Consider the following 17,151-nt stretch of genomic DNA (forward strand, 5'->3'; position numbering starts at 1 on the left):
TGCCATTGCGACGCGCGCGGATTGACCACCCGCCGCGGTCGCGCGGACGGGGGTAGAAAAGCGGATGCGGCAGCGACATCCATATGATTGGGACGATCTCTTTCTCGATGCGGCGCTCGATCCCGGCAAATGGCTCGGCGCGCTCGACACGATGGCGAGCCGCACGGGTTCCTCCCGCGGGCAGCTGATCGGCGTCGGCGCGGGGCGGGATATCCCCTTCAACATGGTGACCAGCTTCACGCCCGCCATGATCCGAAAGCCCGAAAGCCATGACTGGTACAGCGAAACGGCCAATTTTCGCGTCGCGGCCTCGAACCGCCAGGTCGCCCGCGGACATTATGATCCGATCCTGCACGAAGATCATTATGACGAGGTAATCCCGAGCCTCGCGTCGCGCGACTATATCGAATGGTGCGAGGAAATCGGCATTCCCTTCGGCTGCCAGACCAATTTGGTCGTCGACGATTTCGGGATCGTCGGGCTGTCGACGCTGCGCAGCCGGCGAGACGGGCGGACCACTCCGGTCCAGCGCAGAATCTTTGCCGAGGCTGCCGTCGCAGCTCGGCGCGCGGTGCGGTTGCAGGAGAAGCTGGAGGGGCATCAGGCGCACTTATTTGCGGGCGCCTTCGACGCGATCGCCATCAACGCCTTCATCATCGACGCGCGCGGCCATCTGCTCGCCCAGACCGTCGCGGCGGAGGCTCTGTTGCAGTCCGGCGCGGTGCGGCGCGTGGGTTCGTCGATCGACGCCGACGGTGCGCCGCATACGCTGCGCGCTCTGATCCAGGGGCTTTTGGCGGACGGCGGCGCGCCGCATGTCCGCACGATGCTAGCGGCGACCGATGACGCGGAACCGCTGATGATCGAAGGTTTTCGGTTGCCCGAGCGCGAATGGTCGCTCGGCAAGCTCCCCCACGCCATTCTGGTCGTCAACGCCCCGAAGCGCGATCGCGCGGGCGTGACCGCCTATCTGTCGGCGATCTATCGGCTGAGCCTGGCGGAAGCCGATATCGCGCTGCGGCTGTTCGAGGGGAAGACGCGGGCGCAAATCAGCGAGGAACGCGGCGTCACGGGCGAGACGCTGCGCGGCCAGATCAAGCAGATCTATCAAAAATGCGGCGTCAATGGGGAGGCGGCGCTGATGCGCCGGCTGGCACCATTTTTTGCATGAGGACCCCCCGCCGGGGGATGACGCCAAGACGGCGGATAAAATACGGCTGTTGTTAAGCGGTTAATAAGCCGTCGATCACGGGGGTCGTGACGAACATTGCGGACAAAGGGAGGCCGGAGCGCGGTGCGCTTGCGGAGACCCTTTCGCTCGGACTTCAGAACCAGGGGGAAACCACATCATGTCGAATATCTCAAAATCGCGCCTGCTCGCGACGAGCGCGATCGCCGGGCTCTCGATCCTGCAGCTCACGCCCGCCGCGCAGGCGCAGGGCAGCTTTGGCATCCACAACGACCAACCCGACCCGCTGGAAATCTCCGTCGGCGAGGGTGAGGAGATCGTCGGCGACGATATCGGCATCTATGCCGACAATGGCCCGGTCATCGTCGACAATGCCGGGACGGTCCGTGGCAACGGCGCCAGCAACGGACCAGGCATCGACAGCCGGCCGAGCGGCGGCATCGTGATCGCGCAGCCGGGGTCGGAAATCACCAACAGCGGCGAGATCAGCGGCGCCGCGAACGGCATCGCGACCTCCTATTTCTTCAGCGAGGACGAAAATGACGAGGAACTGCCGCCCGAAGCACGCGCCGCCGACACGGTGGTCGTCAACACCGGGCTGATCAGCGGCGAAGGCGGCTCGGGCGTCTCGCTGGTCGGTGGCGGCAGCGTCACCAACGACGGGACGATCCGCGGCCTCGACGGCTTCCCCGGCAGCGGCGTCCCCGGGGTCGGCGTCGCGATCTCCGAATTTCCGGGCGCGATCGCCGAGGGCGTCGACGGCATCGGCACGATCGTCAACAATGGCGAAGGCGTGATCGAGGGGCAGACCTTCGGCGCGGTGCTTTCGGGCGGCGGAACGATCGAGAATCACGGCGCGATCCGCGCCACGGGCCAGTATAATCCGACGATTCCCGGTGCCCAGACCCCCATCGGCATCATCTTGGGAGCCACGCCCGAGCAGGAAGGGCGCAGCGCGACGCTGACCAACGGGGGGCTCGTCCAGGGCTTCCTCGGTGTCGTCGCGGCGGGATCGCTCGATACCGTCACGATCGAAAATGGCGGCATCATCAACGGGCAGGCGTTCGGTATATTGGGTTCGTCGGCCGGCGCGCTGGCGATCGACAATGCGGAGGACGGCCAGATCCTCGCCGGCGGCAACGCGATCAACGTCGGCACGAGCACGCTGGCGCTGTCCAACGCCGGCCTGGTCCAGAGCCAAAGCCAGAACGGCGTCAATATCCAGAGCGCCGATGCGGTGATCGAGAACAGCGGCACGATCCGGGGCGGCGTGTCGGGCATTGCCACCAGCGTGTTCCAGGGCAGCCCGGGGGTCTTCGAGGCGCTGGCGGCTAACACCAGCGTCACCAACAGCGGCACGATCATCGGTGCAGGCGGCGCGGCGGTCGCGCTGACCGGCGGCGGATCGGTAGTCAACAGCGGCACCATCCAGGGTAGCAACGGCGCCACCGGAACGGCGGGGATCGGTGTCTCGATCAGCGAATTCGAGGGCGCGGTCGCCGAGGGCATCACGGGAATCGGGTCGATCGTCAACGACGAGGACGGCGTCATCGAGGGGCAGACCTTCGGTGCCGTGCTGTCGGGCGGCGGAACGATCACGAACAGCGGCACGATCCGCAGCACCGGCGTGTATAATCCCGCCACCGCTGTCACCCCCATCGGGATCGTGATGGGCGCGACCCCCGAACAGGAAGGTCGCAGCGCGACGCTCGATAACGATGGCGTGGTGACAGGCTTCCTCGGCATCGTCGCCGGGGGCTCGCTCGATACCGCGACGATCAACAACAGCGGCATCATCAACGGCAACGCGCTCGGCATCGTCGGCCAGTCGACCGGCGACCTGATCGTCAACAATCTGGAAGACGCCGAAATCGCCTCGGGCGGCGTCGCCATCACGGCCAACACCAGCCGGCTTGTCGTCGAAAACGATGGTATGATCCGCGGCGATTCGCAGACCGGGATCAATATCCTCACTCCCGACGCGGTGATCACCAACCGCGGCACGATCCTGGGCGGCCAGTTCGGCATCACTACCGGCGCCTTTCAGGCCAGCCCCGGGGTGTTCGAGGGCCGGGCGACGGGCACCAGCGTCGTCAACGAGGGCACGATCATCGGGGAGGGCGACGATGGCATCCGCCTGATCGGCGGCGGCAGCGTCACCAACAGCGGCACGATTTATGGCCAGATCGCAGACTATGCCGACGGCATTTCGATGTTCGCCCAGACCGACCAGGCCAACGAGGATTACAGCGCGCTCGTCACCAACGAGGAAGGCGGTGAAATCGCGGCGCATCGCTTTGGCGTCATCCTCTCGGGCGGCGGCGAGGTCGTCAACGCCGGGTCGATCCGGGGCGGCAACGGGGGCGTCTATATCCAGGGGACCGCGCTCAACTCCGACCCGAGCGAGGACCGCAGCGGGCTGACCGCCAGCGTCGTCAATTCGGGGACGATCCGGGGCACCGGCGACCTCGGCGGCAGCGGCGGGGACGGCTATGGCGTCGGCTTCGGCAGCGACATGTCGACCGCCACGCTGGAAAACAGCGGCACGATCGTCAGCGACTTCGGCGCCGCCGTGTCGCAGGGCTCGCGCGCCGACGTGACGGTCACCAATGCCGAGGGCGGGACGATTACCGGTGCGACCTCGGGCATCTATTCCTTCGCGACCGGCACGCTCGCAGTGAACAATGCGGGCACCATTCGCGGCGAGGGCACCTATGACGGCTTCGCCGCGGCGCCCGACGCCGGCATCACGATCACGACCGCCGCGTCGAGCGTGACCAACAGCGGCACCATCTCGGGCGTCGGCGCAGGCATCACCACCGCCTACCAATATGATGAGGAGATCGGCGAGCTCGTCGGTCTCGCCATCGGCACCGAGATCGAAAACAGCGGGACGATCGCCGGCGAATCGAACGACGGCGTCCGCCTGATCGGCGGCGGCAGCGTCACCAACAGCGGCATGATCACCGGAACGGGCGGCGCGCTCGCCGACGGCATTTCGATGTATGGCTATGCCGACCAGACGAGCGAGGGGTATGGCGCCCTTGTCACCAATGCCGATGGCGGATCGATCACGGGTGACCGCTTCGGCATCATCCTGTCGGGCGGCGGGGACGTCAGCAACGCGGGCGCGATCGAAGGCATCGAGGGCGGACTCTTCATCCAGGGTACCGCGCTCGATAGCGGCAACCGGAGCGGGCTGACCGCGCGTGTCGTCAACTCGGGGTCGATAACCGGCACCCGCGCCGACGGGATCAACGGCTATGGCCTTGGTTTCGGCAGCGACCTCGCAACCGCGACGCTCGACAACAGCGGAACGATCAGCAGCGAGGCCGGTGCGGGCGTGTTCCACGGCACGCTCGGGGACGTCACGATCACCAATGCCGAAGGCGCTACGATCGAGGGCTGCACCCACGGCGTCTATGCCGGCGGCGATGGGTCGCTTGCGCTCGACAATGCGGGCATGATCCGCGGCAACGGCGCTTATGAGGGGCCCGATGCCCCCGCCGACGCCGGTGTCTTGGTCCAGTCGGCGGGAGCCACGATCACCAACAGCGGCACCATCTCGGGCGCTGGCTACGGGATCGTCACCCAGCTTTATTATAATGACGAAACCGGCCAGACCGAGATTCGCGCGGTCAATACCAGCGTGACCAACAGCGGCACGATCCGCGGCGATGCCAATGATGCTGTCCGCCTCTTCGGGGGCGGATCAGTCATCAACAGCGGCACGATCAAGGGTGTCGCAGGCAGCCAGACCGACGGGATCACGATTCAGGCGTTCGGCGGGCAGGACACCAGCGGCAGCACGATGCTCGGCAGCATCGAAAACCAGGACGGCGGCACGATTTCGGGCGTACGATATGGCGTATTGGCGGTCAGCGGCGCATCGGTCACCAACGCCGGGACGATCTTGGGTGGACTCACCGGCGTCGTGATCGGCAAGCAGGCGACCGCCGGTAAGACGGGGGCGCTCGTCAACAGCGGCACGATCAACGGCGGCGTCGAGATCGATGTCGACAGCGCGACCGCCGCGAACAGCGGAACGATCATCAGCGAGACGGGCGTCGCACTGACGTCGCTCGGCAAGATCGACCTTGTGAACAGCGGGACGCTGAGCGGCGGTGACGGCGTTGCGGCAACGCTCAGCGCCTTCGACGACAGCGTCACACTCAAGACCGGCAGCGCCATCGCCGGCGTCGTCGATGCGGGCGCGGGCACCGACAGGCTGGTCCTCGACGGCGACATTCTGGAGCTCACCGAAGCGCAGCAGCTCACCGCCGCGACGGGGTTCGAGGAATTGCAGGTCGCGGCGGGCTATTGGTCGACATCGGGCGTGGTCGGCGAATTCGGCCAGGTCGCGATCGACGAAGGTGCGGCGCTTCAGGTCAATGAGGTGACGGTCGGCGGCGAAGCCGATTCGCCGATCCTGACCGCGTCGGTCGTCACCAACGGCCTCCTCGTGCTGAACTTCGGCGACGACGAGACCGTGTCCAACCTCGACGAACTGACGATCAGCGGCAGCGGCAGGCTGCAGCTCATCGGCGACGCGGTGTTCACCGTCGACACCGATACGGTGGGCCACACCGGCGGCACCATCGTCTCGAACGGCGGCCTTGTCCTGACCGGTCTGCTTCAGGGCGATGTCCTCACCGAAGGCGACGGCTATTTCGAACTCGGCGCCGGCGGCACCGAGGGCAGCTTCGAGGGCAATATCGTCAACGACGGCCGCTTCGTCTTCAACCGTTCGGACGATTACGACTTCCTGGGCGCCTTCTCGGGCAGCGGCACGCTCGACAAGCGCGGCGCCGGCACGCTGACCTTCATGGGCGACTATGCCTTCCAGGGCGTCACCAATATCTTCGGCGGCGCGGTGCGCATCGGCGGCATCATCGACCCCGAAACCGAGTTCAACCTCGGCGAAGGCGGCGCGCTCGACATCACCGGCCAGGATCAGACGATCGGCGGCCTGGCGGGCGCTGGCGATGCCCAGGTCGTCCTCGGTGACAACCAGCTTACCGTCGATCAGAGCACGAACAGCGAGTTCGCGGGTGCGATCTCGGGCAGTGGCGGCTTCGTCAAGACGGGCGACGGCACGCTGAACCTGTCGGGCGCCAGCGATTATAGCGGCCCGACCACGGTCGACGGCGGCAAGCTCGCGGTCAACGGTTCGATCGTCTCCGACGTCACGGTGAACGCGGGCGGCGCGCTTGGCGGCAACGGCAGCGTCGGGACGACGACGATCAACGACGGCGGTGCGCTGACCCCGGGCAATTCGATCGGCCGCCTGACCGTCGCGGGCGACCTGACCTTCGCCGCGGGCTCGGTCTATGAGGTCGAGGTCAATGCCGCGGGTCAGGGCGACCGGGTCGATGCGACCGGCACCGTCACGATCGACAGCGGCGCGAGCGTCGCGGTGCTCGCCGAGGACGGCGACTACAACGGCCGCACCGACTATGTGATCGTCACCGGCGCGGGCGGCGTCGACGGCAGCTTCGGTTCGGTGACGAGCGACCTCGCCTTCCTCGATCCGCTGCTGCGCTACAGCGCGACGGCGGTGACCCTGTCGCTCTATCGCAACGACGTCGATTTCGCCGACGTCGCGATCGGCTTCAACCAGGCGGGCGTCGCCGCCGCGGTGCAGTCGCGCGGCATCGACGATCCGCTGTTCGAGGCGGTCGTGAACCAGAATGCGGCGGGCGCGCAGGCGGCGTTCGGCGATCTGTCGGGCGAAATCCTCGCGAGCACGATCAGCGGGCTCACCGATGACAGCCGCCACTTGCGCAATGCGCTCTACGGGCTGACGGGGCCGGAGGAAGCGAGCCTGTTCGTCTGGGGTTCGGCCTTCGGCGGCTGGGGCGATTTCGACGCCAAGGCGGGCCGCTTCGCGATGGACACCGATCACAAGGGCTTCGTGACCGGTATCGGCTATGGCGGCAAGGGCTTCGCCGCGGCGCTGTCGGCAGGGATCGGCAATTCTGACTTCCGCTTCGGCGGCCGCAGCGACCGGGCCAAGGCCGACAGCAAATATCTGGCCGCGCACCTGACCTATGGCACCGGCGCGGGCTTCCGCGGCGCGGCCGGGCTCGCCTATGGCTGGCACGATGTCGACACGGTGCGCACGATCGGCTTCACGCCGCTTGCCCAGACGCTCGAATCGAACCGCGATGCGAACACGCTGCAACTGTTCGCCGAGGCCGGATACGACGTGAAGACGGGTAGCCTCGCGCTCACCCCCTTCGCCCGGATCGCGCATGTCCGCACCAAGAGCGACGCCTTTGTCGAGACGGGCGGCAATGCCGCGCTCGCGCTCGCCAAGGCCGAGCAGGAAACGACCTTCCTCAGCCTCGGCGCCCGGGCGCGTCTCAACGCCGACCAGCCGGGCTTCCAGCCCTATCTGTCGGCGGCGTGGAACCGTGCGTCGGGTGATCGCGGCGCTTCGGCCCTCGCCGGCTTCGCGACCGGCGGCGGCAGCTTCGCGCTGCTCGGCACGCTGATCCCGAAGACCTCGGCCGAGGTCGAGGCGGGCTTTGATTACAGCGCGGGCAATCTGCGGATCGGCGCCGCCTACAGCGGCACGCTCGCGTCGGATCGCAGCACGCACGGTGTGCGGATAACCGCGCGGATCGCCTTCTGACCACACTACCCCGGTTGGACGGAGGACATGCGGTTAGGGGCCGGAGCATGGTCAATCGCTCCGGCCCCATCCGATGAAGACGATATCCCGATGCTCGCTGCGACCCTGAGCGGACGGATAGGCCTCCGGCACTTAACGTGCCGGAGGCCTGAAAGGGCCCGCCTGCTGGTGGGCCCTTTCCATTGCAGCGCTCCGCAAGCCGGATTCGGCCGGTGCACCCGCTCCGCCGATTGCGCATTGCATTCGTAATCGCAAACGCCGCGCGGCGGCTGTTCTACGCGACAGACGGTTGCGGGCGTGCCCTTCGCGCCGCCTGGAAAAATCATTTGGATTCAAAGCCCTTTTGATCGATTATCGGCTGTGCCGATGCGTCTTTTCCGCTTGTGAAACGATCGCTCCGCCTCGACGCCTCCGCCATGGCGGAATGCGTCGGCGCGTTGACAAAGGGAACGTTATCATTTAGGTGAACGTTCACATGAAAACGCCGTCATCAGAGCGGCTCAATCGGGAGGGTTCAGGATGCAGGCTTCGCACAGGCATTGGCTCGCCAGGCTTCTGGTCGGTACGTCGGCGCTGTCGCTGATGGGCGCGGCGCAGACCGCGATGGCGCAGGAGGGGCCGGCGGACACTGGCGGCGGCGACGAGATCGTCGTGACCGGCATCCGCGCCAGCCTCGAATCGGCGGCCGCGATCAAGCGCGACGCGCAGGGCGTCGTCGACGCGATCTCGTCCGAAGACATCGGCAAATTCCCCGACACCAACCTCGCCGAATCGCTCCAGCGCATCACCGGCGTGTCGATCGACCGCTCGAACGGCGAAGGCTCGACCGTCACCGTTCGCGGCTTCGGCCCCGAATTCAACCTGGTGACGCTGAACGGCCGCCAGATGCCGACCGCGATCATCGGCGACGGCGGCAGCGCGCCCTCGTCGCGCTCGTTCGACTTCGCCAACTTGGCGTCCGAAGGCATCGCCGCGGTCGAGGTCTACAAGAGCGGCCGCGCGACGGTCGAATCGGGCGGCATCGGCTCGACGATCAACATCCGCACCCCGCGCCCGCTCGACAAGCCGGGGATGCACGGCAGCCTCTCGGTCAAGGGGGTCTATGATTCGTCGCGCAACGAAGGCCATCCGATCACGCCCGAAATCTCGGGCATCTTCAGCACGACGTTCGCCGACGACAGGATCGGCATCCTGATCACCGGCTCCTATCAGAAGCGCAAGTCGAGCACGAACCAGGCCAATGTCGGCTGGCGCGACGGCTATCTCGGGTCCGATGAGAATATGTGGGGCGGACTGGCCTTCCCCGGCGATCCGCGCTTCGCCAACATCACCAACCGCCCGGGGCCGGACGACGTCTATCAGGTGCCGCAGAATGGCTCCTACGACCTCAACGACATCGACCGCGAGCGCATCAACGGGCAGGCGGTGCTGCAATTCCGCCCCGTCGACGGGCTGACCGCGACGCTCGATTACACCTATTCGCGCAACACGGTGCAGACGCGGAACAGCAATGTCGGCATCTGGTTCAACCATGAGGATACGACGAGCGCGTGGACCGACGGCCCCGTCGCGGGCCCGATCTTCTATTCCGAACATTTCGCGGCGCCAGGCGCGCCGCCGAGCGAGACGACGCTCAACAGCGGCAAGGATCTGTCCTACAGCGGCGCGCTCAGCGACAACCGCGCCGAAAACCGCTCGCTGGGCTTCAACCTGACCTGGCAGGGCGACGACGGCGTGACGATCGACTTCGACGCGCATCATTCGACCGCGACGGTGAAGCCGGTCAACCGTTTCGGGTCGAGCATGTCGGTGGGCAACGCGATCTTCGGCATCCAGAACCAGATGATCAATTTCGAGAACGACCTGCCGATCCTGTCCTACGAAATGTATCCGGGGATCGATCCGCTGAACGCGGCGCTGATCCAGCCGACGGGCAATGCGTTCCGCGCCGCCTATTTCCGCGACGAGATCAACCAGGTGCAATTGCACGGCCGCTATGATCATGAGGGCGGCTTTCTCGACAGCATCGATTTCGGCGTATCCTATGTCGAGAATCATGTGCGGTCCGCCTTCGGCACGATCCAGAACGATACCTGGGGCGGTGCGGGGCCCGCATCGGACATTCCCGACGACATCTTCACGCTCCAGACGCTGCCCGACAAATTCCCCGGGCTCGCGCAGCCGGGGATGATCCAGAGCTTCTATTCGTTCGATTTCGAACGGATGGCCGACCTGATCGAGAGCCTCTACGGCACCTGCAGCCAACCGCTGACCGGTGCGCAGGCGATTCCCGGCACCTGCATCGCGGCGTATAACACCGACCGGCGCATCACCGAAAAGACGCTGGCGCCCTATGTGCAGGTCGCGACCAAATTCGATCTGTTCGACAATCCCGCGCATTTCGTCGCCGGACTGCGTTACGAAAGCACCGATATTTCGTCGGCAGCACTGGTGCCGGTCCCCGTCGATACGCGCTGGGTGGGCGAGAATGAATTCAACATCGTCCTGTCGGGCGACAGCGACTTCACGCGCTTCAAGGGCTCGTATGAAAACTGGCTGCCGGCGTTCGACCTCGACGTTTCGCCGCTGCAGGACGTCAAGCTGCGCGCGTCGTACAGCCACACGATCACGCGCGCCGACTATGCCAATATGCAGGGCGGGCGCACGCTCGACACGCTCTTCCGCGTCGGCGGCGGCACGGGGGCGCAGGGCAATCCGGGGCTCGTCCCCTATAAATCGAAGAATATCGACCTGTCCGCCGAATGGTATTACGCGCCCGGCAGCTATGTGTCGGTCGGCTGGTTCCACAAGGATGTCAGCAACTTCATCTCGACCACCCGCGTCGATACCCCGGCCTTCGGGCTGACCACCCCGGTGAACGGGCCGCGCTGGAACGCTGCGGTTGCGGCGATCGGGCAGGGGGCGACGGTGTCGCAGATCCGCCAATATATCTTCGAACATTATCCCGATACGGTGACGATCACCGGCGGCGGGCCGGGCACCTATGTCGGCGTCATCAACAGCGCGCCCGGCGATCCGCTGCTCAATTTCCAGATCACGCAGCCGATCAACAGCGATCAGACCGCGTCGCTGAACGGCTGGGAGTTCGCGCTCCAGCACAGCTTCTGGGATACAGGCTTCGGCGTTCTGCTGAACTACACGATCGTCAACGGCGATGCCGTCTACGACAATAGGCAGCCGGCATCGGTGCCGCAGTTCGCGCTCACGGGCCTTTCCGACAGCGCCAACGCGGTCGCCTATTACGACAAGGGCGGCCTGCAGGCGCGCGTCGCGTGGAACTGGCGCGACAAGTTCCTGCAATCGACGGGGCCGAACCCGACCTATGTCGAGGCCTATTGGCAGATTGACGCCAGCGCGAGCTATGAATTCATCCCCGGCTTCACCGCCTTCGTCGAGGCGATCAACCTGACCGGGGAGGGGCGGCGCGCGCATATGCGAAGCAGCAATAATGTGACCTTCGTGTCGCCGGGCTTCGCTCGCTACGCGGCCGGTATCCGGTTCAACTTCTAACCTCCAGGCGCGGCAACCCCTCCCTGCCGCCAACCGGCGAGAGAGTCGCGCCTTCGGGGCGCGGCTCTTTTGCGTGACGGGCGGGGGCGGGTGGCGTAGGAACGTTCCCAATGGCGAAAACCGCCGCTGCCGAACGGGAGACAAAGGATCGGATGACCAGCCACGCCCCCCTCGACAACCAAAGCCACCGCGACCTTCGCGTCCGCGCCGACGCGGGGGCGGAGCTGGGCGACGGGGTGATGGCGACACTGATCGTGCCGTCCGAATTCCGCCGCGTGCAGGCCGATTTTCCGATCCTCTTCCGGCGCGAGGCGGGGCAGGAGCGCTTTTTCGCGGTCGCGTTGCTGGGGTTCGAGACGGGCGAGAATCTCTTTCTCGACGGCGCGCGCTGGGACGGGGGGTATCGCCCGCTATCGCTGGCGATCCAGCCTTTCCTGATCGGCCGGCCGGCGAACGGCGAGGGGCCGGGACAGGTGCATGTCGACCTCGCGCACCCGCGTATCGCGCAAGGCGACGATGGCGTGCGGCTGTTCGATGCGAACGGCCTCGCGACGCCCTTCCTCGAAGACATCGCCGGAAAGCTCGGCGAACTCAACGACGGCTATCGCGAGAGCGGCGCCTTTTTCGACGCGCTCGCCGAGCATGACCTGCTCGAACCTTTCACCTTCGAGGTCACGCTGGACGACGGGTCGCTCCATTCGCTTGTCGGCTTTCACATCATCGACGAGGCGCGGCTGCGCGCGCTCGATGCCGATGTGCTTGGCGCGCTGCACGCGGCGGGGCATCTGATGCCGGTCTTCATGGCGCTCGCCTCGCTGTCGCAGCTCGCGGAACTCGCGCGGCGCAAGAACAGCAGGCGGCGCGATGGCTGAGCGAGACGCCCCGATCGACACCCGCGCCGCGCGCGTGCCCGAGCGCGAATGGCGGGACGCGGGGCTGGATGCGCTGCTGGACGGCGCGCGCGAACCCTTCGTGCTGCGCGGGCTCGTCGCCGACTGGCCGCTCGTCGCTGCGGGCCGGACCTCGGCGGAGGCGGCGCGGCGTCATCTGCTCGATCATGCCCGCGACCGCGCGTTCAAGGTCTCGATCGGCCCGCCGGGGCACGACGGGCGATTGTTCTACGACGCCGACATGGCGATGAATTTCCGCACCGGCACGGGAAAGCTTGCCGACATCTTCGCGGGGCTGGCGAAGGGCGAGGAACTGGGCGACATCCGCACCGTCTATCTCGCCTCGATCGACATTCCGACGCATTTCGACGGGCTCGACACCGCGAACCCGATCGATCTCGGCGCGCGCGATCCGCTCAAGAGCATCTGGATCGGGACACGGACGCGGATCGCCGCGCACAACGACTATCCCGACAATCTCGCCTGCTGTGCGGCGGGGCGGCGGCGCTTCACGCTGTTTCCGCCCGACCAGTTCGGTAACCTCTATCTGGGGCCGATCGACAATACCCCCGCCGGCCGCACCGTCAGCATGGTCGATTTCGCCGCGCCCGATCTTGCCGCTTATCCGCGTTTCGCGGAGGCGATGGCGCACGCGCAGACGGCAGAGCTCGAGCCCGGCGACGCGATCTTCATCCCCTCGATGTGGTGGCACCATGTCGAGGCGCTCGCCGACTTCAACATATTGGTCAATTACTGGTGGCGCCGCACTCCGGCGTGGTTCGGCCAGCCGCAGGAAGCGCTCAACCATGCGATCCTCGCGATCCGCGACATGGCGCCCGCGGACAAGGCGATCTGGCGCGACCTGTTCGACCATTATGTGTTCCGGAACGATGGCCAGGCGACCGACCATATTCCTCCACCCGCACGCGGCATTCTCGCTCCTCTCACTTCGGAGAGTGCGGGGCGGTTGCGCGCCTTTCTACTAAGGACGTTGAGCAGATGACCGAGGGCAAGCAGCTTCGCCGTATCGTGATCGCCGGGGGCGGGACCGCGGGCTGGATGATGGCGGCGGCGATCGCGCGGACGATGGGGGCGACGATCGACCTGACGCTCGTCGAATCGGAGGCGATCGGCACCATCGGGGTCGGCGAATCGACGATCCCGCCGCTCGTCAATTTCAACCGCATCCTCGGCATTCCGGAGCCCGATTTCATGCGCGCGGCGCAGGCGACCTTCAAGCTCGGCATATTGTTCGACAATTGGAAACAGGACGGGGACAGCTATTTCCACAGCTTCGGCCTCAGCGGCAAGGATCACTGGTCGGCGGGCTTCCAGCATTTCTGGCTGCGCGCGCGGGCCGCGGGCTATCCGCACAGCTATGATGATTATTGCCTCGAACTCGTCGCCGGGCTGCAGGGCAAGTTCGCGCATCTGCCCGAAGAGCGGATGAACTATGCCTATCATGTCGACGCGACGCTCTATGGCCGCTTCCTGCGGGGGCTCGCCGAGGCTGACGGCGCAAAGCGCATAGAGGGTAAGATTCAGTCGGTCGAACTCGACGGCGAGACCGGCAATATTGCCGCGCTGCTGCTCGACGGCGAGCGGCGCGTCGAGGGCGACATGTTCGTCGACTGCACCGGCTTTCGCGGCCTGCTGATCGACGGCGCGCTTCACGCGGGGTTCGAGGATTGGGGCCATTGGCTGCCCAACGACAGCGCGGTCGCGCTCCAGTCAAAGCACCAGGGACCGCCGATGCCCTATACGCGCGCGATCGCGCACGATGCCGGCTGGCAATGGCGCATTCCGCTCCAGCACCGGATGGGCGCGGGGATCGTCTATTCGAGCCGTTACCTGTCGCGCAACGCGGCGCTCGACCGCCTGCTGTCGTCGCTCGGCGAGCCGCTGGTCGAGCCGATCGACATCAAATTCCGCGGCGGGGCGCGGCGCCGGCAATGGGTTCGCAACTGCGTCGCGGTCGGGCTCGCGGGCGGCTTCGTCGAGCCGCTCGAGGCGACGACGGTCCACCTGATCCAGCGCGCGATCCTGCGCTTCATCCGCCTGATGCCCAACGGCCGCGTGAGCGAGCGCGACGCGATCGAGTTCAACGAGCAGCAGCGCCGCGACATCGAGCAAATCCGCGACTTCGTGATCCTGCACTATAAGGCGACCGAGCGCCGCGACAGCCCCTTCTGGCGCCATGTCGCCGCGATGCCGATCCCCGACAGCCTGCAGCAGAAGATCGAGCTGTTCCGCGAAACCGGCCGGGTGTTCCGCAAGAATGAGGAATTGTTCGGCGAGAATAGCTGGGTTCAGGTGATGATGGGGCAGGGGATCGAGCCGCAAAGCTGGCACCCGATCGCCGAGAAATTATCGCCCGACGAACTCGACCGCTTCATGGCGGGTTTGCGCGAAAGCGCCGCGCGCACCGCCGCGACCTTGCCCGACCATCACGCCTATGTCGCGCGCTATTGCGGCGCGCGGGAGCCGCAAGCGGCGTGAAAAAGATGGAAAACGCGTATCTTGCCGTCTGGCCATGCGCCCGCCGCGGCCCTATCAGGGCCGGGACCGAGGTGGTGGGGAACGGAACGTACTGATGGGGCGCCGGCGGCAATCGGTGACGATCAAGCATGTGGCGGCCGATGCGGGGGTGTCGCTGCAGACGGTCAGCCGCGTCATCAACAACGAGCCCAATGTGCGCCCCGAAATGAAGGAGCGCGTGCAGGCGTCGATCGACAAATTGGGCTATGTCCCGTCGATCGCGGCGCAGCGGATGAGCGGGTCGCGATCCTATCTGATCCTCGCGATCAACGACCGCGAACGCACGATCGCCGACTGGAAGGCGCGGCAGGGCACCGACTGGGTTGACCAGATGCTGTTCGGCGGGATGCTGAAATGCGCCGAATATGGCTATCGGATGATTTTCGAGCTGGTCGATACGCACACCGACCATGTCGAGCGCGAATTGCGCGCGACGATCGCGGCGCTTCAGCCCGACGGAGTGATATTGACCCCGCCGCACTCGGACAATCCGCTGATCGTGAACCTGCTCCATGCGCAGAAGATTCCCTTCGCGCGCATCGGGTCGCACGGCGGCGAGGCGGGGATCGCGCTGACGATGGACGACGAAGGATCGGCGGCGCTTGCGACGCGGCACCTGATCGGGCTCGGCCACCGGCGCATCGGCTTCATTTCGGGGTCGGTCGAATATGACCTCAGCCACTGGCGCATCGACGGCTGGAAGGCGGAGATGGCGGCGGCGGGGCTGCCGGTCGACGGGCTGCTCGCCGAGGGCGATTTCAGCTATGCCTCGGGCGAGGCGGCGGCGCGGCGCCTGCTCGAAGGCGCGGCCCCACCGAGCGCGATCATCGCGAGCAACGACCAGATGTCGCTCGCGACGCTGGAGGTCGCGCGCGAACGCGGGCTCGACGTGCCGCGCGACCTGTCGCTGGTCAGCTTCGACAACACGCCGATCGTCCATTTCGCCCAGCCGCCGCTGACCGCGGTCGACCAGCCGGTGGCGGCGACGGTCGCGCGCGCGGTCGAACTGATCATCGCGGTGCAGCGCGGCGAGAAATTGCCCGACGCGCCGACGGTGGTCAGCGGTGGCCTGATCGAGCGCGGCTCGACGGCGCCTCCCATTGGCTGACCCATTGGCCGACGGCGCCGCGCCGCCGCGCCGCCAGTCGGTGCGTTTCCTGCTGCTCTATGCGCTTGCGGCCGCGGGCGGCGCGATCGCTTATGTGCCGTTCCTGACTCTGCTGCTCCCTGCGCGCATGGCCGAACTCGCGGGCGCCGACGATGTGCGCTGGCTCGGCTATCTGACCTTCTTCGGCGCGCTTGCGGCCAGCGCGGGCGGGCTGCTCTTCGGCTGGCTCAGCGATCGCACGCAAAGCCGCCGTCCGTGGGTGCTGGCGGGGCTGGTCCTCACCATCGCGCTGCTGCTCGCGGTGCCGCACGCGCAGGATATGGCGACTCTGCTCGCCTTGCTGCTCGCGTGGCAACTTGCGCTCAACATGATCCTCGGGCCGCTGTCGGCCTGGGCGGGCGATGTCGTTCCCGACGCGCAGAAGGGGCTGCTCGGCGGCCTCCTCGCGCTTTCGCCCGCGCTCGGCGCCTGGTCGGGCGCGCTGGTCACGCTGCCGGGGCTCGTATCGATGGAGCAGCGCGTGACGGCGATCGCGCTGCTCGTCGCGGCGGCGATCCTGCCCGCGCTGCTCTTCGGCCGCCCGCGCGCCTTTCCCGAGCTGATGGCGGTCGAGCCCCGTTCCGATATCGCCGACCGCGTCCCCGACGACGCGCGTCCGGCCGTCCGTATGTGGCTGGCGCGGCTGCTGGTCCAGATCGCCGAGGCGGCGCTCTTTGCCTATCTCTATTTCTGGTTCCGGTCGATCGATCCCACGATGGGCGACCATGAAAAGGCGCGAATCTTCAGCCTCGCGCTGACCATCGCGGTGCCGGTCGCGCTGCTCGCCGGACGCTGGGCCGACCGCCACGGCCGCCCTTTCGTGCCGCTCGCCGTCGCCGCGGTGCTGACCTGCGCGGGGCTGATCGGCATGGCGCTCGCCGCCGATCCCACGTCGGCGAAGGCGGCCTATCTCGTTTTCGGGATCGCGACGACCGCCTTTCTGTCGCTCCATAGCGGACAGACGCTGCGTGTCCTGCCGCGCGCCGACCATCGCGGGCGCGACCTCGGCATCTTCAACCTCACCAACACCATCCCTTCGCTGATCATGCCGTGGCTCACCATCTCGCTCGTGCCCGGCTTCGGCTTCGACGCGCTGTTCCTGCTGCTCGCGGCGCTCGCGGCGACGGCGGTGCTGCTTCTCGCCACGATACCGCGCACCGCCTGATTCCCGTTGCCGAACAGGATGCTTGATTTCGCGCAGGGGCTGTGCGAGAGGAAA

Annotated in this window: 8 protein-coding genes; all 8 read left to right on the forward strand. The window is 66.7% G+C overall.

Features of this window, described 5'->3' with window-relative positions; all coding sequences use genetic code 11:
• Positions 1-64 precede the first annotated feature (64 nt).
• The 8 genes from VHO04_RS07425 (at position 65) to VHO04_RS07460 (ending at position 17,097) form a co-directional block, all read left to right on the forward strand.
• Complete coding sequence (locus tag VHO04_RS07425; RefSeq protein WP_329627722.1) at positions 65-1,171, forward strand: helix-turn-helix transcriptional regulator; 1,107 nt, start codon at positions 65-67, stop codon at positions 1,169-1,171.
• 178 nt (positions 1,172-1,349) lie between these two features.
• Entirely contained in the window at positions 1,350-7,826 is a 6,477-nt protein-coding gene (locus tag VHO04_RS07430; protein WP_329627723.1) for an autotransporter domain-containing protein, read from the forward strand.
• A 519-nt stretch (positions 7,827-8,345) separates the two neighbouring features.
• Positions 8,346-11,357 (forward strand): TonB-dependent receptor, encoded by a 3,012-nt coding sequence (locus tag VHO04_RS07435; protein ID WP_414713090.1) that lies wholly within the window; start codon positions 8,346-8,348, stop codon positions 11,355-11,357.
• Positions 11,358-11,509: 152 nt separating this feature from the next.
• Positions 11,510-12,229, forward strand: a complete 720-nt coding sequence (locus VHO04_RS07440; RefSeq protein WP_329627724.1) for a SapC family protein — start codon at positions 11,510-11,512, stop codon at positions 12,227-12,229.
• Positions 12,222-13,250, forward strand: coding sequence for a cupin-like domain-containing protein (locus VHO04_RS07445; protein ID WP_329627725.1), 1,029 nt, complete (start codon positions 12,222-12,224; stop codon positions 13,248-13,250). Before VHO04_RS07440 ends, VHO04_RS07445 begins: the two co-directional genes overlap by 8 nt.
• Complete coding sequence (locus VHO04_RS07450; protein WP_329627726.1) at positions 13,247-14,746, forward strand: tryptophan halogenase family protein; 1,500 nt, start codon at positions 13,247-13,249, stop codon at positions 14,744-14,746. Before VHO04_RS07445 ends, VHO04_RS07450 begins: the two co-directional genes overlap by 4 nt.
• A 94-nt stretch (positions 14,747-14,840) precedes the next feature.
• Positions 14,841-15,893 (forward strand): LacI family DNA-binding transcriptional regulator, encoded by a 1,053-nt coding sequence (locus VHO04_RS07455; RefSeq protein ID WP_329627727.1) that lies wholly within the window; start codon positions 14,841-14,843, stop codon positions 15,891-15,893.
• Positions 15,886-17,097 carry an MFS transporter gene (locus VHO04_RS07460; protein ID WP_329627728.1) on the forward strand — a complete coding sequence of 404 codons (1,212 nt, stop codon included), beginning with the start codon at positions 15,886-15,888 and terminating at the stop codon, positions 17,095-17,097. The genes VHO04_RS07455 and VHO04_RS07460 overlap by 8 nt, the downstream gene beginning before the upstream one ends.
• The last annotated feature ends 54 nt before the right edge of the window (positions 17,098-17,151 follow it).

The sequence above is a fragment of the Sphingopyxis sp. genome, assembly GCF_036261875.1.
Taxonomy (GTDB): domain Bacteria; phylum Pseudomonadota; class Alphaproteobacteria; order Sphingomonadales; family Sphingomonadaceae; genus Sphingopyxis.